Origin of the sequence: Streptomyces sp. NPDC020845 (assembly GCF_044334165.1) — a bacterium.
Taxonomy (GTDB): domain Bacteria; phylum Actinomycetota; class Actinomycetes; order Streptomycetales; family Streptomycetaceae; genus Streptomyces.
Genome location: NZ_JBIRSJ010000007.1, coordinates 83,954 through 104,151, shown reverse-complemented (window position 1 = coordinate 104,151; position 20,198 = coordinate 83,954). Strand labels below are relative to the sequence as shown.

General features: G+C 70.7%; 17 protein-coding genes. 9 read left to right on the top strand and 8 right to left on the bottom strand.

What is annotated here, in order from left to right; all coding sequences use genetic code 11:
• Positions 1–87 precede the first annotated feature (87 nt).
• From ACH4U7_RS19050 to ACH4U7_RS19035, 4 genes are all read right to left on the bottom strand, one after another.
• On the bottom strand, positions 88–1,824 hold the full coding sequence (locus ACH4U7_RS19050; RefSeq protein WP_398529056.1) for an acyl-CoA dehydrogenase: 1,737 nt from the start codon (positions 1,822–1,824) through the stop codon (positions 88–90).
• Positions 1,821–2,675, bottom strand: coding sequence for an acyl-CoA thioesterase (locus ACH4U7_RS19045; RefSeq protein WP_398529055.1), 855 nt, complete (start codon positions 2,673–2,675; stop codon positions 1,821–1,823). The genes ACH4U7_RS19050 and ACH4U7_RS19045 overlap by 4 nt, the downstream gene beginning before the upstream one ends.
• A 5-nt stretch (positions 2,676–2,680) precedes the next feature.
• A complete protein-coding gene (locus ACH4U7_RS19040; protein WP_398529054.1) occupies positions 2,681–2,947 on the bottom strand; it encodes a MoaD/ThiS family protein in 267 nt (88 codons plus the stop codon).
• Between the two features lie 192 nt (positions 2,948–3,139).
• The gene (locus ACH4U7_RS19035) at positions 3,140–4,933 is read right to left on the bottom strand and encodes a fatty acyl-AMP ligase (protein WP_398529053.1); all 1,794 of its coding nucleotides are present in this window, start codon (positions 4,931–4,933) and stop codon (positions 3,140–3,142) included.
• 237 nt (positions 4,934–5,170) lie between these two features.
• Here ACH4U7_RS19035 and ACH4U7_RS19030 point away from each other — a divergent pair, with 237 nt between their 5' ends.
• From ACH4U7_RS19030 to ACH4U7_RS18995, 8 genes are all read left to right on the top strand, one after another.
• Positions 5,171–6,607 (top strand): MFS transporter, encoded by a 1,437-nt coding sequence (locus ACH4U7_RS19030; protein ID WP_398529052.1) that lies wholly within the window; start codon positions 5,171–5,173, stop codon positions 6,605–6,607.
• 68 nt (positions 6,608–6,675) lie between these two features.
• On the top strand, positions 6,676–8,100 hold the full coding sequence (locus ACH4U7_RS19025) for a cytochrome P450 (protein ID WP_398529411.1): 1,425 nt from the start codon (positions 6,676–6,678) through the stop codon (positions 8,098–8,100).
• Between the two features lie 146 nt (positions 8,101–8,246).
• Positions 8,247–8,543, top strand: a complete 297-nt coding sequence (locus ACH4U7_RS19020; protein ID WP_089506720.1) for a hypothetical protein — start codon at positions 8,247–8,249, stop codon at positions 8,541–8,543.
• Positions 8,540–9,490 carry an acyl-ACP desaturase gene (locus ACH4U7_RS19015; RefSeq protein ID WP_398529051.1) on the top strand — a complete coding sequence of 317 codons (951 nt, stop codon included), beginning with the start codon at positions 8,540–8,542 and terminating at the stop codon, positions 9,488–9,490. Before ACH4U7_RS19020 ends, ACH4U7_RS19015 begins: the two co-directional genes overlap by 4 nt.
• A complete protein-coding gene (locus ACH4U7_RS19010) occupies positions 9,466–9,942 on the top strand; it encodes a holo-ACP synthase (RefSeq protein ID WP_398529050.1) in 477 nt (158 codons plus the stop codon). The genes ACH4U7_RS19015 and ACH4U7_RS19010 overlap by 25 nt, the downstream gene beginning before the upstream one ends.
• Positions 9,929–10,318, top strand: coding sequence for an acyl-CoA thioesterase (locus tag ACH4U7_RS19005; RefSeq protein WP_398529049.1), 390 nt, complete (start codon positions 9,929–9,931; stop codon positions 10,316–10,318). Before ACH4U7_RS19010 ends, ACH4U7_RS19005 begins: the two co-directional genes overlap by 14 nt.
• A gap of 42 nt (positions 10,319–10,360) precedes the next feature.
• Entirely contained in the window at positions 10,361–11,374 is a 1,014-nt protein-coding gene (locus ACH4U7_RS19000; RefSeq protein WP_398529048.1) for an alpha/beta fold hydrolase, read from the top strand.
• A gap of 10 nt (positions 11,375–11,384) precedes the next feature.
• Positions 11,385–13,031: an AMP-binding protein gene (locus tag ACH4U7_RS18995; RefSeq protein ID WP_398529047.1), complete on the top strand. Its 1,647-nt coding sequence runs from the start codon at positions 11,385–11,387 to the stop codon at positions 13,029–13,031.
• Positions 13,032–13,142: 111 nt separating this feature from the next.
• On the opposite strand, the gene ACH4U7_RS18990 is transcribed toward ACH4U7_RS18995, so the two are convergent.
• Entirely contained in the window at positions 13,143–14,717 is a 1,575-nt protein-coding gene (locus ACH4U7_RS18990) for a PQQ-binding-like beta-propeller repeat protein (RefSeq protein ID WP_398529046.1), read from the bottom strand.
• Between the two features lie 187 nt (positions 14,718–14,904).
• Entirely contained in the window at positions 14,905–16,128 is a 1,224-nt protein-coding gene (locus tag ACH4U7_RS18985; protein WP_398529045.1) for a DUF4032 domain-containing protein, read from the bottom strand.
• 136 nt (positions 16,129–16,264) lie between these two features.
• On the opposite strand from ACH4U7_RS18985, the gene ACH4U7_RS18980 reads away from it, so the two are divergent.
• Complete coding sequence (locus ACH4U7_RS18980) at positions 16,265–17,368, top strand: hypothetical protein (RefSeq protein ID WP_398529044.1); 1,104 nt, start codon at positions 16,265–16,267, stop codon at positions 17,366–17,368.
• Between the two features lie 38 nt (positions 17,369–17,406).
• Here ACH4U7_RS18980 and ACH4U7_RS18975 read toward each other — a convergent pair whose 3' ends face one another.
• The gene (locus tag ACH4U7_RS18975; protein ID WP_398529043.1) at positions 17,407–18,000 is read right to left on the bottom strand and encodes a TetR/AcrR family transcriptional regulator; all 594 of its coding nucleotides are present in this window, start codon (positions 17,998–18,000) and stop codon (positions 17,407–17,409) included.
• A 60-nt stretch (positions 18,001–18,060) separates the two neighbouring features.
• On the bottom strand, positions 18,061–20,070 hold the full coding sequence (locus tag ACH4U7_RS18970) for a transposase (RefSeq protein ID WP_398529042.1): 2,010 nt from the start codon (positions 20,068–20,070) through the stop codon (positions 18,061–18,063).
• Between the last annotated feature and the right edge of the window lie 128 nt (positions 20,071–20,198).

Sequence of the window (20,198 nt, the reverse complement as noted above, 5' to 3'; positions counted from 1 at the left end):
CGTCGTCCTCCTACAAGCGGCCTGCGAGCTGCCTACGAGCGGCCTGAATGCGGCCTGAATGGGGCCTGGATGGGGCCTAGATGGGGCCTAGATGGGGCCCGGCGCGGACCCCCGGTACTGCGGGGCGAGCCGCAGCGGTACGAGGGAGAACGCCCGATCGTCGTCGTCAAGGTCTTCGAGCCGGCGCACCAGCCGGTCCTCGGCCTCCCGGTCCGGTTCGACCGGGAACCCCAGCCGTTCCACCACGCGGCGCAGCGCGGCCGAGAGCCAGGCCCGGTCGGCGGCCAGGCCGCCGAGCGCGTCCCGGCGCCGCAGCCAGGTGTGCAGACAGCAGGCGCCCGCATGCACCAGACAGTGCCGGCGGGCCGCCTCGTACGCCTCGGAGTCCCGCGCCGTGCCGAGCGCGCGCAGCGTCTCCCGCGTCTCGCCGCGCACCTTCAGCAGTGTGTGCCCGAGCGAGAGCAGCTCCTGGTCGTCGCCCAGCGCCGCCACCGCCTCGTCGAGGAGGTCGACCACCTCGTCGGCGGCCCCATAGGTGAGCGACGGGCGCTGGTCCCGGGGCGCCACCGGGGTCACCGGCTCGCCGAACCCGAACAGCAGCGGCAGGGGCACCTCGGCCCGCTGCGCCCCGGCGCGCCGCCGCGCCCCGCTGACCAGTTGGGCGCGGACCGTGTCCAGCTGCACCAGCTGGGTGCCCTCGAACACGGGGGTGATCGCCACATCGCGCACCAGCTTCTGGAACGCCCCGTCCGCGACCCCCTCACGCAGATAGGCCCGCGCGCTCAGCACCTCGCCGCACGCGTTCACCGCGTCCACGCAGAGCGCGGGCACCACGTACTTCGCCACCGCGGACCACAGCGCCATCCGCTGCCGCGCCACATCGAGGGCGCGCGCCGCGGCAAGACCGGTGCACTCCGCGATCAGCAGATCGGCGAAGGCGCGCGCCAGCAGGGAGCGCACCGGGGCCAGCGCCAGCGCCGGCTCGCCGTACAGCACCCGCCCGCGGGCATGCCGCAGCGCGATGCGCAGCGCCGTGTCGGCGGCGCCGAGGCTGCTCCCGCCCACCAGCGTCCGGGTGAACTGGAGCATGCCGGTGACCATTTCGATGCCGCGGCCCGGCCGCCCGATCACGGCGCCGGAGCCGATCCGGCAGTCGTCGAGGACGAAGCCGCTCAGGTCGTGGCCGCGCAGCCCGTGGGTGGGCACCTTCGGCAGCCGCCGTACCGCGTCGCCGCCGACGGCCTCGAAGTCGATCAGGAACAGCCCGAAGGACGGGTCGGAGGCGGCCAGTACGGTGGCGAATGAGGACCGCCTGCCATTGCCGACCAGCCACTTCTTGCCGTTCAGCACAAACCCGTCGCCCATGGGCGCCGCGCGGGTGGTGGTGGCGAGCAGATCGCTGCCCGCCGCCTCCTCGCTGATGCCGGCGGTGCCCCAGGCGCGGCCGAGCGCCAGCTCGGCGACCCGGCGCCGCTGGGCGTCGTCGCCCCAGGTCCACACCGGCGCGGTGGCCAGCAGCGTCGAGCCGAAGCCGACCGAGACCGCGAGCTCCCGGCGCGAGGCGGCGCGCACCACGGCCAGCAGCGATTCGAACGAGCCGAGCCGCCCGCCCTCGGCGACCGGCACCAGATGCTCATGCAGCCCGGCCGCCCAGGCCGCCTCGTACGCTGCGGTGGGCTCGGCCTCCAGATCGTCCGCGCGCACACCGCGCGCCAGCGACATACCGGTGTCCGGATCGAACGGGCAGCCCAGCGCCCGCTCCAGCTCCTCAGCCGCCGCAAACGCCGGAAAAGCCGGAAAAATGGCCAGCGATGCCCCGGTCATACGTGCTCCACCACGATCGCGTACGGCCCGCCGTCGAAGCCGTCGAAGCCATCGGCATCGTCGTCTTCGGCGAGCCCCAGCTCATGGACGAACGCGACCCGCCCGTCGTGGCGGTAGACCGTGGTGTGCACCCGCAGCTGATCCCACAGCTGACCGGCCCGCAGCCACGTCGCGTCGACCCGGCGGATCCCTTCGGCCAGCGCACGCCGCAGCTCGGGCGCCTTCCCGCCGTGCCGCATCACGCACTCCTCGCGCGCGCCGCCCGCGAACCCGAGGGATTCGACCCAGTACCACTGGTCGGCCACCTCGCAGTGGTGGCGGTGGACCCGGAACGTCGTGGTGTGGGAGGCGATGCGCTCGCCCTCGCGCTCGTACGCGCCCAACAGCGCGCGCACCGGCGACAGATAAGGGGAGCGCTCGACCTCGTCCTCGTGGAAGCCCGCCACGAACGAGTCCGGCAGCGTCGTCGGCGCGCCCGAGAGGGCCTGGTCGCCGCTGAGCCGCAGCGGTACCGAGGTGGCGCGGGTGCGCGCCGCCACGCCCGCCGGGCCCGAGACCGTCATCTCCATCTCCAGCTGCGACGAGCGCGGCCCGCGCACCCGGGCGCGCACCTCGACCTGCGCCTCGTCGGCGTCGAGGAACCGCAGGGGTTGCTCGTACTCCAGCTGCCAGGCCCACAGCACAAACCCCACCTGGTGCTCGGACACCAGCGTGCGATGGCTGCACACATGGTCGCGCAGCCAGCGGGTGCCGGCCTGGAACGCGAGCCGCCCGACGGCGGTGGGCTGGAGCTGGGCCGGGGTGAACAGGCTCGCGTCGAGCACGACCTCGTACGTGGAGCTGCGCGGCATCGGCGCTAGCCCCCGGATATCGCGGTGACGATGTCCACCCGGTCGTCCTCGGTGGCCTCCCGGTCCAGCTCGTCCAGGGTGAGCTTTTCGCCGTTGAGGGCGATCAGATGCGTGGCGCGTACGCTTCCCTCGCGGTCCATCAGCACCTCGGCCAGGTCCGGGTAGCGGTCGGTCAGCGCCGCCAGCCCGTCGCGCACGGTGTCGCCGCCGACCTCGATCTCGCTCTCGTAGTCGGTGAACCGGAGCAGGACGCCCCGCACTTTGACGATCACCAAGTCTCCTTCTCGTCGGTTAGGCTGTGCACTGTGCCGGTCGAGAACCAAGACGGCACAGTCGAGCTTTGCTCAACAAACCGGGCAGGTTCCGTCCCGGCTGGTGTTGAGGGAGTAAGACCTCTCAGACCGCTGGTCTGTGGGGCTTCCTGAGCCAGGAATCCCACAGCTTCAGCTGGGGGAGGGTTCAATTCAGTTCCCCCTCGTGGGTGTGGTGATGTCGCGCGCTGGCTGGCCAGGAGCCTGCCAGCGGGTGAGTTCGTCGAGCTCGCCGGCGAGGAATTGGCGGCGGGCCAGCCAGCGCTGCACCTTGCCGCTCGATGTCTTGGGGACGGTCCGGGGCCGCACCAGGACCACGGTGTACGGAGGGACGCTCAGCTCCATCGAGACCGTCCGCCGGATCCCTTCGACGGCCGCCGCGTACTGCTCCTCTTCTGCGGGATCCGCCTCGTAAACCAGCACCAGCCGCTCGGCCGCGCCCTCGTCGTCCTCGACCGCGAAGGCGGCGCCGCAGTTGCGGCGGATGCCGGTGACCTCGGCCTCGCAGACCCGCTCGATGTCGACGGGGTGGTAGTTGCGCCCGTTGACGACGATCAGGTCCTTCAGCCGCCCCGCCGGGAACAGCTCGCCGTCCAGGACGAACCCGAGGTCGCCGGTGCGCAGATAGGGGCCGTCGCCGGTGGTGGTCGTGGCGCCGAAGGTGGCGTCGGTGTCCTGCGGGCGACGCCAGTAGCCGTCGGCGACGCTCGGCGAGTCGATCCAGATCTCGCCCACCGCGCCCTCGCCCAGCGGTTCGCCGGTGGCCGGGTCGGCGATCAGCAGCCTGGTCCCCGGGCCGGGGGAGCCACAGCTCACGAGCGACCGGGAGCGCTCCCGCGACTCGGCCGGTCGGGCCGTACCGTGTGCTTCGAGCGCGTCGCGCGCGACCGACACCGAGCGCCAGCCGCCCAGAGGTTTACCGCCGGTCACGAACAGAGTCGCTTCCGCGAGTCCGTAACACGGATAGAACGACTCGGCTCTGAAGCCGCACGGCGCGAAACGTTCGGTGAAGCGCGCCATGGTGTCGGCGCGGACCGGCTCGGCGCCGGTGAAGACGAGCTCCACGCCCGACAGGTCGAGCCCTTCCAGGTCCGCGTCCTTCGCGCGCCGTACGCACAGGTCGTAGGCGAAGTTCGGGCCGCCGGTGACCGTCACGCCGTAGCGGGAGACCATGCGCAGCCAGGACAGCGGGCGGCGCAGAAACGTCACGGGCGACATGAGCGTCACCGGAATGCCGGTGGACAGCGGGGTGAGGATGCCGCCGATCAGCCCCATGTCGTGGTACGGGGGCAGCCAGACGCCGCCCGAACTGCCCTGGTGCAGCCCGAACCCGCGGGCGATCTCCAGGGAGTTGTCGAGCAACTGGGCGTGGCTGAGCATGACGCCGCGCGGCAGCGATGTCGACCCCGAGGTGTACTGGAGCAGCGCCAGCCGGTCCGGCCTGATCTCCGGCAGCGGACCCTCGTCGGTGGGGGCGTCGGCGGGGTCGGCCAGGTCGGTCGCGATCAGCCGGGGCGTGCGGCCGCCGAGCGCCGTGGTCAGCCAGTCGGCCAGCAGCGGCGCGATGTCCGAGGTGGTCAGGACGGTGTCCGAGCCGGTGTCCTCGATGATGGCGGCGAGCCGCGGCATCGTACGGGCCAGGCGCGCCGGGTCGGGCGGGAAGGCGGGCACCGCGGGCACCCCGGCGTAGAAGCAGCCGAACAGCCCCGCGAGATAGTCAAGGCCGGGCGCGAAGAGCAGCAGCACCGGGTCCGGCCGCCCGTCGGTGGCGGCCGACAGCCGGGCCGCGACGGCGCGGGCGCGCGCGTCGAGCTCGGTGTAGGTGATCTCGGCGGCCGACTCGTCGTCCGCCACGAACCGGTAGGCGAGGGCGTCGGGCTCGTACGCCGCCCGCTCACGCAGCAGCCGCGCGAAGCTTCCGGCACCGCGCCCATGTGGACCAGCCAACTGAGCTGTCTCCCCCCGTGATCGACCCCCGTGATCGATACGGCGAGCAAGTGTTACAGCAATGCTGACGAGTGGTCAATGATCTTATGGCGACGGATGGTTGAGGACTTACGGACGTGTTCCGTGGGGCCGCTGGGGGGATTGACACTCACGGGTAACAACGAGCATCGTGATCGGCTGAACCAGGGTGAAGGATCGGTGCTCAACGACCGCGTGCCTGTCCAGGAGAGGACACCCATGACCGACGTACCGGTCGCTCCCGAGGGAACGCGGGGCGCCGCGGCGGGCGATTCCGCCGCAGACCCACCCGCCAAACCACCCGTCAAACTGGTCCTGCTGTGCTGCCTCGGTGCCTTCGTGGCATTCCTGGACAGCACCATCGTGAACGTGGCGTTCCCCAACATCGCCGAGACCTTCGACACCACCGACCTGCCCACCCTGTCCTGGGTGCTCAACGGCTACAACGTGGTGATCGCCGCGCTCCTGATGCCCGCCGGCCGGGCGGCCGACCGGCTCGGCTGCCGGCGGTCCTTCGCGGTGGGGCTCACCACGTTCACCGTCGCGTCCGCGGTCTGCGGTATCGCCGACTCCGCCGCCGTCCTCATCGGCGCCCGGCTGGTGCAGGCGGTCGGCGCCGCGATCCTCGTCCCCACCTCACTCGCGCTGCTGCTGCCCATGTTCCCCATGGCCAAGCGCCTGGCGGCGATCACCCTCTGGAGCGCGTCCGCCGCGCTGGCCGCCGGGATCGGGCCCGGTCTCGGCGGGCTGCTCGCCGAGCACTGGAGCTGGCGGGCGGTGTTCCTGGTGAACATCCCGATCGGGATCGTCGCCGTATGGGCCGGCCGGCACCTCACCGAGCAGCGCGAACGAAGCGGCCCCACCCCCGACGTGCTGGGCTCGGCGCTGCTCGGCGCCTCGCTGGGCCTGCTCGCCCTGGGCCTGGTCAAGGCCCCCGACTGGGACTGGGCGAGCACGCGCACCATCGGCTGCCTGGTCGGCGGGGCGGTGCTGGCGGCGGCGGTGGTGGCGCGCAGCGCACGCCATCCGGCCCCGGTCGTCTCCCTCGATCTGCTGCGCTCGCGCAACGCCGTGGGCGGCAACATCGGCTCGATGCTGTTCTCGGTGACCTTCTACGCCGTCATCCTGAACAACATCCTGTTCCTGACCGGCCACTGGCACTGGTCCCTGCTCACCGCCGGCCTGGCCACCACGCCGCCGCCGCTCGCCAGCGCCCTGGTGGCCCGGCCGGCCGCCCGCCTCGCCGAGAAGTTCGGCGACCCGCTGGTCGTCATCGCGGGCTGTCTGATCTACATCTGCGGCACCCTGCTGCTGTTCTGGGGCGGCGGCCAGGACCCGGACTTCCTCACCCACTGGCTGCCCGGCGCGGCCGTCATGGGTCTTGGCGCCGGACTGGTCTGGCCGGTGCTGGGCGGGGTGGCCCTGGCCGGGGTCGAACCCAGCCGGCTGGCCACCGCCAGCGCGGCCAACGCGGCCTTCCGCCAGCTCGGCGCCGTTCTCGGCACGGCGCTCGCGGTGTCCATCGTCACCGCGTCCGCGAGCGACGCGCTCGGCGGAGCGCGCAACACCTGGTACCTCTCGATCGGCTTCGCCTCCGGGGTGGCGGTGCTCGCGGCCGTGACCGTACGCCGCACCACGGCCCCGGCGGCGGCCTGACACCGGAGACGAGAATGGCGACCAAGGCAAGCACGACCACAGCGGTTGACGTAACAGACGTGACCGAGGTGACCAAAGTGACCGAAGCGCCGTACGCGGCCGGGACGCCGCTGCTCGGCTCGATGGCCGATCTCCTGGGCGATCCGCTGGCGGCGTATCTGCGGGCCCGCCGCGACCACGGCGACGTCGTACGGTTCCGCGCCGGGCCGCCCGGTCTGCGGCGGGAGATCTACGGGGTGTTCTCGGCCGAGGGCATCCAGCAGGTCCTGGCCACGGAGGCGGCCAACTTCCGCAAGGACAACGCCATCTACGAAGAGCTGCGGCAGGCCCTCGGCAACGGCCTGCTCACCAGCCAGGACGAGGACTACCGACGCCAGCGCCGGCTGATCCAGCCGCTGTTCACCCGCCGCCGGGTCGAGGACTACGCCACCGCCGTCACCTCGGAGGCCACGGCGCTGGCCGCCCGCTGGCGGGAAACCCCCGGTGGCGCCGATGGGGCCGTCGAGCTGGTGGAGGAGATGCGCGGATACGCGCTGCGCGTCGTCGGCCGCGTTCTGTTCGGCTCCGATGTCGAGCAGAGCATCGAGGTCGTCCGGGACAGCCTGCCGATGCTCAACGAGCGCGCCCGGGCCCGCGCCCTGTCCCCGGTCAAGCTGCCCCGCGACTGGCCGACCCCCGCCAACCGCCGCGCCGCCCGCGCCCAGGCAGGGCTGTACGCGCTGTGCGACGCGATCATCAGCAGGCGCATGGACGCCCGGGAGCGCGAGGAACGCGAGCAGACACCCGGATCCGGACTCGGACCGGAGGACGGCGCCGCCGAGGATCTGCTCACCCTCCTCATCGGCGCCCACAACGCCGAGGACGGCAGCCTGACCCGCGCCGAACTGCGGGATCAGGTCCTGGTCTTCTTCCTCGCCGGACACGACACCACCGCCACGGCGCTCACCTTCGCCCTCCACCTCCTGGCCCGCCACCCGGCCGAGCAGCGCCGGGTGCACGAGGAGCTGGACCAGGCGCTCCCTGACGGCCGCACCCCCACCGCGGCGGATCTGGAGGCCCTGCCCCGACTCACCATGGTGCTGAAGGAGGCCATGCGGCTGTTTCCGCCGTCCCCGGCCGTCAGCCGGCTCGCCGTGGCCGAGACCGTCATCGGCGGCCGCCGCATCCCGGCCGGTGCCGCCGTGCTGGTCAGCCAGTGGGTCGCGCACCGCCACCCCGCCTACTGGGAGGATCCGGAGCGCTTCGATCCGGAGCGTTTCACCCCACAGGCCGAGGCCGATCGGCCGCGGTATGCGTACTTTCCGTTCGGCGGCGGGCCCAGGGCCTGCATCGGGCAGCACTTCTCGACGCTGCATTCGGTGCTGAGCCTGGCGACGCTGCTACGCGCGTACGAGGTGGAAGACGCGACGGGCGGCGGCGACATTCCGCTCGGCGCCGGGATCACACTCCTGACGAAGGGTCCGGTGCGAGTCCGTGTACGATCCCGCGTCTAATTGGCGACATTGCCGAGATTTCGCCGGACCAGTACATTCGGTATCTCGGATCGATGCCCTCCGTTTGTTCGGCTCGATTGGCATCAACTTGCCTGTTTCTCCGATCGCTTGGCCGCTGGAGCCGAAAGCCAGTACGCTTCTGATCCATGGTCACACCTGAAGTAGAGCCTTACATCCGGCAGAAATTCGCCGAGAACGCGGGCCTCACGGAGGAGCAGCTATTCACGGCCGACGCGACATTGGCCGACGTCATCGCCAGTAGCCCGCGGATGACCAACAGCATCGATCTCATGGAAGCGTTTGCACGCACCGCAAACGGATTGCGCAAGGACTACGGGGTGCGGGTGCGCCTCCCCGCGCTTCCCCTCGACACCCCGATTACGACGGTGCTGAAGACCTTCCTCGAGGAATTCGAGCGCGAGCAAAAGGAGGCGGCCGTATGAGTATCGCCGAGACGGGCCGCGCCTCCTCCCCGGTGATCCGCCGGTCGGCCGCCTCCGACGGGCCGCCCGCCATCATCACCGACCTCTATGACGCGCTGACCAAGCGCGGTATGTCCCTGGTCGACGTCACCTGGGAGCAGCAGCGGCTGCACGAGTCCCGGCGGTGGAGCGTCGTGGAGATGCTGGCGGCCGTCGATCTGGAGAGCCTCACCCCGCTCGACCGCAACCTGGTCTGGAACGCGGGCCGGGCCGAGCTGACCACCAAGCCGGGTGCGGACCGCCTCGAGCGGCAGTCGGAGGCCGAGGTCCGGCGCTGGCAGGACAAGAACCCCACGGTCGCCTCGATCATGGAGGCGTGCGGCACCTGGAGCCGCTACTGGAACGAAGAGGAAGCCCACCACGAGACGGTCTTCAACCGGCTGGCCGATCTCAGCGGGATGGAGCCGATCTCGGACGAGACCTTCATCCAGTTCCGCCAGGTCTTCCCCGACGACGACATGCTCCGCACGCTGGTGCTGCTCGCCATCTCGGAGATCACGGCCGCGGTCAACTACGGCCAGTGCCAGCACGTCATCGAGGACCCGGGGCTGCGCCGTATTTTCAAGCAGGTCGCCGCCGACGAGATTCAGCACCGCAACTACTTCGTCTCCTTCGCCAAGGCGCTGGTGGACAGCGGCGAATACCCGGCCAAGGACGCCTTCGCGGTGGCCCACCTCTTCCTCCGTGAGGACGGTGAGCTCCAGGGGAGCGCCCGAAAGCAGCTGGAGCAGCGCGGTTCGCATGTGAACTGGTGGGACCAGCTCGAAGTGGGCGACAACGACTTCCGTCCCGAGGCGCTGGAGAAGAAGGAGCAGCTGATCTGCGGCGCTCTGAAGAAGATCACCGGGATCGAGGTCCATTCCCGTGAAGAGGTCGAGGACACGTGGATGGATCTCGTCGGGAGCTGATCGGTCTGGGGCACGACCTCCAGCTGATCAGTGAACTGGAGGTCGCTTCCTCGCTCCGCGAACCCGATGTCTTCTTCACCCGCGGAGAACTGCGCCACTTCGAATCGAAGGTCTCTCCCCTGGAGAGCATGGCGGGGGCGTTCGCGGCCAAAGAAGCTCTTTTCAAGGCAATTCCGGCGGCGGATGAGACCTGGTTCTGGACCGATGCCGAGCTGGTCCACGACCACCATGGCGCACCGCGGTTCCAGACCCATGGAGCGCTGGCGGGCCATCTGGCCCGGCACCGGCTGCGGGCGAGCGTTTCGCTTTCGCACAGCGGTGGCTTTGTCTCCGCCGTGGTCATGGTGACCGGCCGGACCTCGGCACTGACGCGTTTCTTCGATACGACCAATCGGGCGGTACGACGTGTTTTTCGGCGAATCCCGGCTGACCCTGCCGGTGCGCCCCAATGACCTCGATGCGCTGGGGCATGTGAACAACGCGGTCGCGCTCGAATATCTGGAGGCCGGACGGTGGGACTGGCTCGGCCGCCAGGGTCTTGTGCACGGCGACCGCATGATCGCGGTGGTCGCCCGGACCGAGATCGACTACCTGGCTGAGATCCCCCGCGGCCAGGTCGAGGTGCGTACGTCGCTCGAGTCGCCGTCCGCGGAGGAGTTCGACGAGGACGACCTCACCTTCCGGGCCAGGTTCCGGCAGCGCCTCCACCTTCCGGAGGCGGCGCGCCCCGCGGTGGACGCCCTGGTCACCGTGGCCTTCCTGGACGCCGACCAGCGGTGCCTGGTCTCGATGCAGGACTTCCTCGCGGCCTCCGCCGTCCCGAACTGAACGGGCCTGAGCCGGGCTGAACGAGCAGGAATGGAGAGCGCGATGAGCACGGCAGACGATCCGGCGGGTGATCCGACCGCAGACGATCCGGCAGGCGATCCGACCGTTGACTGGGCCGAGACCGAACGCTGGGTGCCGACCTCCGACGGCCATGAGCTGCACCTCAGGCAGGTGCGGCCGGGGGCCGGCGACGGGGGAGCGCCCGGAGTGCTGTTCCTGCCCGGCCTGTTCGCGGACGGCGGGTTCTTCCTCGGCAGGTCCGGGCAGGGGCCCGCGAAGGCGTTCCTGGACGAGGGCTTCACCGCGTACGTGGCCTCGCTGCGCGGACACGGCCCCAGCCGCTGGCCCGAGCGGCGGGCGTACGACTGGAACTTCGACACCTATGTGCGCCACGACGTCCCGGATCTGATCCGGGCGGTGTCGGCGGCCCACGACGGGCCGCTGTTCGTCCTGGCGCACAGCATGGTCGGCTATGCGGCCCTGGCCGCCCTCGGCGTCGACCCCGACCTGCAGAAACGTCTCGCCGGGGTGGCCACCGTCTCCTCCGCGGTCAACGACTACAGCGACGGCGGACTGTCCAAACGGGCCCAGATGACGTTCTCCTCGGTGATCTCCCGGCTCGTCGGACGGTTCCCGGCCCGGGCCCTCAAACAGGGCCGGTGCGACGAACCGCCCGGACTGATGCGGCAGTTCGCCGCCTGGGCCCCCTCCGGCGCCTTCCGCAGCGCCGACGGAGCGACGGACTACTGGCAGGCGCTCGGCCAGGTGACGCTGCCGGTGCTGGTCGGGATCGGCGCGGGCGACACCTTCCACGCGTCCCCCGCCCGGGCCCGGAAGCTGGCCGACCACCTGGGCGGCGGCGCGGAGTTCACCCTCTTCGGCCGGGAGACGGGGCTGAGCTGGGACCCCGGCCATGTCGATGTGATCCGCGGCGCCCGCGCCCAGGAGCAGGTGCTGCCCAGGCTGGTGGCCTGGATGCGCGGGACATCCCCCGCCGGCGACGCCCGTGGCGGCGCCACTGACGACACGACCACCGACGACACGACCAAGGAGTAGGAGAGGCGCGGTGCTCGAGCACATTCAGCGCAACCAGGAGTGCCCGCCCGAACGGGGCCTGTACCTGTACGACAAGTTCATCGACCCGCCCGAGTTCTTCGGCTACCAGGACTTCCCGGAGCAGGCCGCCGCGTACGCCGACTACTTCCGCGACCAGGGCATCGAGCCGGGGACGCGGGTGCTGTTCCCGTTCGAGACCTCCAGCGCGGTGATCTTCGCCTTCCTGGGCCTCATGGAGCTCGGCGCCGTCCCGCTGTCGGTCAAACCGCTGGTCCTGGACACGCCGAAGGACTCCTATCTGGACTTCCTGGGCCGGGTCGCGCGGGACTACGAGGCGGTCCGCGTGCTGGAGACCCCGACCGTGGCCCCGCTCGATCTGCCCGTCCCCGGCCTGCCGCTGCCGCCGGCCGGGATCCGTAAGCCCGGCGCCCGGCTGCGCACCCCCGCGGCCGATGAGCTGGCGTTCGTCCAGTTCTCGTCCGGGTCGACGTCCTTCCCCAAGGGGATCCCGGTCCGGCAGGACATGCTCCGCGCCAACCTGGACATGATCACCCGTACGGACGGCCGTCAGCCCGAGGAGCGGGTCAGCAGCTGGCTGCCGCTCTACCACGACATGGGACTGGTCGGCGGGCTGCTGTCCTGCCTCGCCGCGGGGTGCGATCTGCTGCTCGCCGAGCCGGTGACCTTCCTGTTCGACGCCCCCGGCTGGTGGGAGCACATGGCCCGGGAGGGGGCCGCCGGCACGGTGATCCCCAACTTCGCGGTCGACTACTCGCTCAAGCTGATGCAGGACCTCGACGCAGAGGATCTGGCCGAGATCGATCTGTCCCGGGTGCGGTCGATCTACCTCGGCAGCGAACCCATCAACCTGCCCAACCTCAACGCCTTCCTGGACCTGATGGCCCCGGCGGGGCTGCGGCGCGATGTGTTCATGCCCTGCTACGGCATGGCCGAGGCCGTGCTGCTGGTCTCCAGCCGCCCCGTGAGCAGCGAGATCCGGTGCGTCGAGACCCCCTCGGGAGTGCCGGCCATCTCGGTGGGCCCCCCGATGCCGGAGTACACCGTGCGCCTCCGCGATGAGCGGGGGCGGGTGTGCGAGGACGGCCAGCTGGGCGAGATCGAGCTGGCCGGCGGCAGCCTGGCCGCCTCCTACCTCGACAAACAGGCCCCGCTGACCGGGGACGACGGCTACTACGCCACCGGCGACATCGGATTCCTCGACGGCGGCGAGCTGTTCATCACCGGCCGCATCAGCGACCGGATCAAGGTGGGCGGCCAGAGCTACTTCGCCTCCGACTTCGAGCAGGCGATAGAGCGGCTGGAGTTCGTACGCGACGGCCGCACCGCCGTGCTGCAGATCGGCGCGGACATCGTCGTCCTGACCGAGGTGGACCGCACCGCACGCGAGGACATCGAGGGCAGCCGGGCGACGATCGTCGACCATCTGGTGCGCACGGTCGGGGTGACGGTGCGGGCCACGGATGTGCACTACGTACGCCCCGGCCAGCTGGAGCGCACCAGCAGCGGCAAGCTGCGGCGGCGGGCGATCGCCGAGGCGTATGAGCAGGGGCGGCTGAAGGGGCTGACCTTCGACCTGCCCGCGCGCGACCTGCCCGCGGGCGACCTGCCCGCAGGCGACCTGCCCGCGGGCGCGTAGGACGCGACCGGGTGAACCTACACGGCTCCGCCGCGCCGGGCCCCGCCCCAGACCCCCGTCCGGGGGCGGAACCCAAGCCGCGCGGCGGAGCCGCATGCCGATGGCCCGGGGCTACTTCGCCCCGAGCACCAGGGCCAGTGGTGACTTCTTGTCGGGGTCGCTGGAGTCGGTCGACGGCTTCGAGGCGCTGGTGTTCCCGATGTAGAGCCGCCCACCTGCGTAGATGACCTGATGGTGCAGCGACACGCTCTCGATGAACGCGGTCTCCTCCGGGTTCTGCATCAGCTTCTTCTTCTCGTACGACTTGGTGTCGACGCGCCAGACCGCGCTGCCCTGGCTGAGCGTGGCCTCCTGGTAGGCGATGAGGGAGCCGTCCTTGTCGAGGCTGACCGGCACCAGCGGGCCGCCCTCGGCGCCGTCGGCCTTGGCGGTCACCTTGCCGGTCTTCAGATCGATGGCGACGATTTCGTTGGACGGGCCCGATGCGGCGCTCGCACGGTAGTCCGTGCCCAGGTAGAGCTTGTTGGCCGACTTGCTGACGGCGATCTCCGCGCAGCCGCCGACGTTGGTCGCCTCGCAGTCGGCCTCGTACTTGCCGCCCTGCATGCCGAATTTGCTCAGCAGCTTGCCCTCTTTGCCGCTGTCGTCGATCGCCAGGAAGTCGGAGACCCCCGCCCCCGACGAGTCACCCGCGTTGATCCCGATGACCAGCGGGTCGGTGGACACCACATGGGCGTACTCGATGCCCGAGGTCACCTTGTACGAGGACTTCACCGCCCGGGTCTTCGGGTCCACCGTCTGGACCTCCAGCTGCGGGCTGCCGGACACCTTGCATTCGCGCACCGCGATCAGCTTCGGCCCCTCGCCGACATAGCCGTTGTCCGAGCAGTCCTCGTCTGAGTCCGGCATCCACAGCGGCTTGCCGTCGATCGACCAGGCCGCGCCGCCGCTGATGCCGCCCGCGGCGACGGTGTCGCCGCCGATGGACACCTCGTCGAACATGATCGGGCTGTCGGATGCCAACTCACCGGTCTCCTTGCCCTCCTTCGTCCAGAGCAGCTTGCCCTTCTTCAGGTCCACCAGGCCGATCTGGGTGCAGACCGGGTTGTCCTGCGAATCGTCCTGGAACAGGACCGCGGTCAGGCCCGCCTCGGTGACCTGCGGCGATGCCCAGCAGAGCTCGCCCTTGAGCGGGATCTCCCACGCGGCGGTGCCCCCGGCGAGCGGATAGCCGACGATCTTGTTGACATCCGACTTGACCCAGTTCTTGTCGGTCACCCACATGCCGGGGGTGTTGACCAACTCGTCGACCTTCGGCATCGGGATCTTGTTCAGCAGCCGTGCCTCGACGGCCCCGGACGCCGAGTCGCCGCCCTTACCGCCCCCGCCGTCGTCGCCCGAGTCGCTGCCCACGGCGAGCCAGACGCCGCCGGCGACCAGCGCGAGCGCCACCACCGCGCCGACGATGACCCCGACAGGCGACTTCGACTGCTGCCGCCGACGGCTCGCCCGGCCCCCGCCGGGCGGCGGGCCGGGCAGAGGCCCTTGCTGGGGCATGTGCGGCTGCTGCGGCATGTGTGGCTGCTGTGACGCGTACGGCTGCTGCGGCATCTGCGGTGGGGCCGGCGGTCCCGGGGGGCCCGGCGGCGGATAGCCGTATCCGGACGGCGGGGGCGGCTGGGACATCCCATTTCTCCTTCTCGCAGGGGTGGTCGCACGGGTCACACGAATATGTGGACCGACAATGTGAACAGGCAGCGAGAAGGATTTCTATCAAACACGCGCCATTGATGCACGCCGCAGGGTCCGGATTTCCGGAAAACCGCAGTTCACGGGATTACTGATCTAAATTCCAGTGGAAATGTTCCGCGGATTATTTTCCGAATTCGGCCCGCCGGGGACCGAGTACCGTACGCACATAGTCCTCGACCGTCGCCTCGAGCCCCACGTCCCGGCCCGCCCGCTCGGACAACGACCAGCGGTGTTCGAGCAGTTCGTGGTAGATCTGCGCGGTATCGGTGGAACCCCGCAGCTCCAGGGGCACGGCCCGTACGGTGGGCCGGAAGACATCGCGGACCCAGCGGTGCGCGAGCACTTCCGGGCGCGCGCCGAGCGGATCGCCAGGAGCGTAGTCGTCCTGCGAGACCATCCACGTCTCCAGGTCGTTGAGGAGGCTGCGCGCCTGATTCTCCTCCGCGTCGAGACCCGTCAGCCGCAACAATTGCCGCTGATGGTGTCCGGCGTCCACGACTTTTGGCAGAAAAGTGACCGTATCCCCGTCCGGTGACCGCTGGATCTGCATTTCCGCGACGTCGAAACCGAGATCGTTCAGCCGCCGCACCCGCCGGTCGATGTAGTGCCGCTTGGCCAGCGGATAGACCGACTCGCGGGTCAGCTCGTGCCACAGCTCGTCGTACCGCTCGACGATCTCCCGGCCGAACAGCACCGGATCCACGGAGGGGTGCAGCGAACCGCCCGCCTCCAGGTCCATCAGCTCGCCCGCGATGTTCACCCGGGCGACCTCGAGGTCATAGCTGCGCTGCCCGCCCGACAGCCGCGGATGGAGCTGCCCGGTCTCCGCGTCCACCAGATACGCCGCGTACGCGCCCGCGTCCCGCCGGAACAGCGTGTTGGACAGCGAACAGTCGCCCCAGGCGAAGCCGCTCAGATGCAGCCGCACCAGCAGCACGGCGAGCGCGTCGAGCAGCCGCTTGATCGTGCCGGGCCGCATCGTCGTCTCGAACATCGACCGGTACGGCAGCGACCCCACCAGATGCCGGGTGATCAGCGCGGGCTCCAGCGGCTCCCCGCGCTCATCGGTCCGCCCCGTGACCACCGCGACCGCGTCCACGGCGGGCACGGCCAGCCGGTCCAGATCCCGCAGCAGCCCGTACTCCCGCACGGCCGCCCACTCGCCGACCTCCTTGACCGCCACCACCTCCCCGCCCGCCCGCGCGAACCGCACCACATGGCGCGAGATACCACGCGGCAGCGCGACCAGATGCTCATCCGGCCACTGCTCCAGCGGGACGCTCCACGGGAGGTCCAGGAGGGCGGCCGGGTGCTCGGGGGAGGTCGCGGTGATTTTGAGGTCCATGGAGAAACCAGTGACACACCCGCGCGCCGGAGTCCAGGTCTTGGCGCCCGGCAGCGACGGGCATCACACCTGGCCGAGGGCCGTTGTCAGACCCTCGCCGTACGGTTCTCCCAACGCCGTCCACACCGGAGGGGCCATGACCTTCGCCGCCCGTCTCGTCACCACGCTCGCCGCGCCCTTGGACCTGGCCTCGGCGGACGCTCCGTCGCCGCAGATCGGGCCGGAGGCGCGGCTGGTCGTGCAGCGCGGCGATGCCGAGGTGGTGGCGTACGACCTCGATGAGTACGCCGCCGGGGGCGAGGCCGCGGTGATCCGCTTCCCGGCGCCCTGGCCGCGCCGCTTCGGCACCGTCACCGTCTCCCCGCGCCTGGACCTCGCCGTCTTCGCCGGGGTGCACGCGATACGGGCCGTGGACGCGACGGGCGCGGTGCGGTGGGAGATCCGGCACGGCTGCTGGGACGGGAGCTGCCGCAAGCTGCACATGTCGTTCGACGAATACCCCGACTCCCACGGTCATCTGTACGCCGACAGCGGCTCGGCGGCCGTCGCGGCCGACGGCAAGCTGGTCTGGGCCCATATCCGCGGCCCGCTCGCTTCGGACGCCGACCCCGATCCGGGCGCGCTCGACGAATGGCTGGTGCTCGACGCCGCGGACGGCAAGGTGCTGGCCCGGGTGGACGCGCAGACCGCGGCCGCCGGATCGGACCATGTGCCGCACCCCGACCCCGGGCAGATGGGCCTGAGCGTCGGCGAGGGCCAGGACGGGGTGCCGCTGCTGTGGGGCCGCTGGGACGGCCGGACGCTCACCGTGGACCGGCTGGGCGACGACGACTGGGTGCTGCTGGCGGTCAGCCCGTCCGGCGACCGCTTTCTGACGGTCACGCACTACCAGGAGACGCTTGCCGTGCACCGCGCGGCGGACGGCTCGGTGCTCGCCGAGGCGGACGCCGCGACCACCGTGCCCCGCCACCCCGAGACGCCCCCGGACAACGACGAGGACGAGCCGTGCTGGGACTACTACGCCGGCTTCCTCGGCGAGGACACCGTCATCGTGGGCACGGCCGGGAGCGACGAGGAGTTCGGCGCCGAGCGCCACTGGCTGCTGGACGCTGCGGGGATGAGCCTCACCGGGCAGATCGACTATCCGTTCCCCATATCCGGCTGGCCCACGGCGCTCGGTGACGGCACCTGGCTCACCGGCTCCGAGGCCGGGGGCGCCCTGCACCTGTGGACCTTGTAGAACCCAGCTGATCAGGCCCGCTGATCAGGCACCGCTGATCAGGTCAGGGTGTCCAGCCAGCGGGTGAGACGGGCCCCCTCGCGGGTCATGATCTCCGGGTCGCGCAGGGCGTTGGAGAGCAGGGACATGCCCTGGTAGGCGCCGACGAGCGCGATGGAGAGCCCGTCGGGGTCGGCCACGCCCATCTCACGGAACTGCTTCTCCGCCCAGTCGAGCAGCTGCCGGAAGGCCCGGCCCGCCGCGAGGTCGAGGCCGCCCTCGGCGCGCTTGTCGACTTCGACGGCGAGGGTGCCCGTGGGGCAGCCGTAGCGGGCCGCGGTGTCGCGCCCGCCGACCCACGCGGCCACGAGCCTCTTGAGGCGTTCGCGCGGGTCGGGGAGCTGGTCCAACTGGTCGGTGAGGGACTTCAGATGGGAGCCGTGCTCGGCGAGGGCCGCCTCGACCAGCTCGTCCTTGGTCTTGAAGTAGTAGTACACATTGCCCGCCGGGACATCGGCGGCGCGGGCGATATCGGCGATGGTCGTGCGCTCCACGCCCTGCTCGTGCAGGACCCGTGCCGCGGCGGCGGTCAGCCGCTGCCGCTTGCCGACGGCCTTCTGCCGACGAGGTGGCGCATCCGCTGAGTCAGTCACCCGACTAACTATAGACAACCAACCGCGGTGGTCGAAGCGTGCTAAGACTTGTTCCGCAATTCACCAGTGGGTGAGTTGCGGTTCGCAGCCGGGGTGGCGTCCGGGCTTTCCGGCGTGGTCACGCGCGGGGCGTGTCTCATCCGGGGTCGCTCGGGGCCGCTTTTCGGCGGTTCGGTGAGCAGAGGTCTCCCGTTGCCGGGGGACTGCCACGCGTCCCGACCGGCGAACCGGTGTCGGGTTCGGTGTGGTTGACTCACGCAGGGCTTCTTCCAGCCCTTGTCCGTATGTGATCTGTGCGTGCCGGGACATGGCGGTGTCCAGGTGCGCGGTCTTGGGGTCGTCCACGTTGGTGAGGCGGACGAACGCGGCCAGGGCTGCGGACACGAGGTCGCGCTTGCCGACCAGGCCGCAGGCGATGCACTTGTGCTCGCGGTCGCGCAGTGTCTTGTTGATCCGCTGGCCGCACAGGCAGTGCTGGGAAAGGGCCGTGGACCAGGTGGAGGCGCGGACGAGGCGTCCGCCCGCTGCCTGGCATTCCCGGTCCAGGGCGGCGATCAGCATGCCGGGGGTGGTCTGGGAGAGGCGCTTGCCCCACAGCCGGTACCAGGCGCGGATGTCGCAGTCCTCCACCGTGAGGTTCACTCCGTGGGTGGCGATGATCTCCTGGGCCACCAGGCGGGCGCGGTGGCGGCGGTGCTTGGCGGCGCTGGCGGCGGCTTCGGCCTGGCGGGCGCGTAGCTGGCGGTAGCCCTCGGACAGCCGGTCACGGCGGAACGCCTGCTTGGGAACCCCGTCTGAACGGGCGGTGCGGGCACCGCCCGGCACCGTGACCGTCTTCTCCCGCAGGCCCTTCGCCGCCCTGTGCTCAGCGCGGCGGGTCTGCTTCTTCGACAGCCCATACTGGGCGGTGTTCGTGGCCCGGCGGGAGCGTTCCAGCGCACGGGCACGGCCGCGCCGCTTCTTGGCTTCCTTCTCCAGCCGTGTCTGCTCCTGCGCGCTCAGGGTGATCTCGGTGACCGCGGGGGCGTCCTCGGCGGGGTCCAGGCTGGCAGGGAAGGAGACGATCGAGAGGTTGGAGACGTTGCCGTCCACCCCGCCGATCCGGTCCAGGTCTGCGGCCTGCTGCCGCATCTGCTGTACGGCCGGGGCGGTGTAGCCAGGGCCGAGGATCATCAGGTGCGCCTCATAGGCCCAGCCGCCCGGCGTACCCGGCTTGCGGCGGCGGACAAGGTCTACCCTGTGCCAGCGGCCGGGGCCTGCGAGGAAGTGTTCCACCCGCGCCCGCTGCCCAGGCCCCTGCGGGATACGCACGGGCAACATCAAGTCGCCCTTGGTGCCGTCGGGGCCGCCCGCGAAGACGACGGCGAGCGGGCCGGTGTGGTCCCACCACGTCGCCTTCCGTATCCCCGGCTTGCCCGAGGCGGTCACCTTCCCCGTGGGCACGGTGCCGGCCGGGAGGGTCGGCTTCGGCATCCGCCGGGGCTGCTGCACCTCGTGCTGCTCGCCGTCGGTGTACGCCTTGGCGTGGCCGTGGAGGGTGCCGACGAGGCGGAAGGTCTCCCACTTGTTGGCGGTGGTGTGGGAGCGGGCGCGGCCGGGGATGCGGGTGAAGTCGTACCAGCGGCCGGTCTTCAGGCGCCCGAAGCGGTGGCCGGTGGCGTCGGGAAACAGGTGCCGTTGTACGCCGTTCCACACCTCGTCGGCCATGTGCATCGCCAGAGCCTTCGAGGCGTGGTGCTTGAGATGCCCCGAGTCCTGCAGATGCCGGTAGGCGCAGCGCTCCAACGCCTCACGGGACAGGCCGAGGCGCTGGCGTACGGCCTTCGCGCCCTGCTCGTTCCGCTCGTGGTACGCGGCCCAGTAGGCGTCCACCTTGTTGCGGGCGTCGCGCTGGAGGGCCCGTTTGATGTTCCACATCGCGCCGAACAGCTTGTTCAGCCGGTCCAGGTCGCCCGTGTCGGTGACGGTGAGCGGCAGCACCATCACCGACACCATCCCGTCGTCGGGCTTCTTCCACTTCGGGGCCTTGTTCTTCCCCCGGAACTTCCCCGCCGCCCGGGCAGCCTGCATAACCGTCACCCCCTCGGCATCACCACGGCTCCAGACCAACCTAGAGAACACCTCGCACACACACGCGAACTGCGCACACATTCACCAATCCCCGCGACGTCTCGTACGCACGTACGCATGTAGTGCCC

Excerpts from the sequence above, each read along its gene's own strand:
- ACH4U7_RS19050 (WP_398529056.1), bottom strand. The coding sequence starts at position 1,824 with ATGACCGGGGCATCGCTGGCCATTTTTCCGGCTTTTCCGGCGTTTGCG.
- ACH4U7_RS19045 (WP_398529055.1), bottom strand. The coding sequence starts at position 2,675 with ATGCCGCGCAGCTCCACGTACGAGGTCGTGCTCGACGCGAGCCTGTTC.
- ACH4U7_RS19030 (WP_398529052.1), top strand. The coding sequence starts at position 5,171 with ATGACCGACGTACCGGTCGCTCCCGAGGGAACGCGGGGCGCCGCGGCG.
- ACH4U7_RS19020 (WP_089506720.1), top strand. The coding sequence starts at position 8,247 with ATGGTCACACCTGAAGTAGAGCCTTACATCCGGCAGAAATTCGCCGAG.
- ACH4U7_RS19015 (WP_398529051.1), top strand. The coding sequence starts at position 8,540 with ATGAGTATCGCCGAGACGGGCCGCGCCTCCTCCCCGGTGATCCGCCGG.
- ACH4U7_RS19000 (WP_398529048.1), top strand. The coding sequence starts at position 10,361 with ATGAGCACGGCAGACGATCCGGCGGGTGATCCGACCGCAGACGATCCG.
- ACH4U7_RS18990 (WP_398529046.1), bottom strand. The coding sequence starts at position 14,717 with ATGTCCCAGCCGCCCCCGCCGTCCGGATACGGCTATCCGCCGCCGGGC.
- ACH4U7_RS18985 (WP_398529045.1), bottom strand. The coding sequence starts at position 16,128 with ATGGACCTCAAAATCACCGCGACCTCCCCCGAGCACCCGGCCGCCCTC.
- ACH4U7_RS18980 (WP_398529044.1), top strand. The coding sequence starts at position 16,265 with ATGACCTTCGCCGCCCGTCTCGTCACCACGCTCGCCGCGCCCTTGGAC.
- ACH4U7_RS18970 (WP_398529042.1), bottom strand. The coding sequence starts at position 20,070 with ATGCAGGCTGCCCGGGCGGCGGGGAAGTTCCGGGGGAAGAACAAGGCC.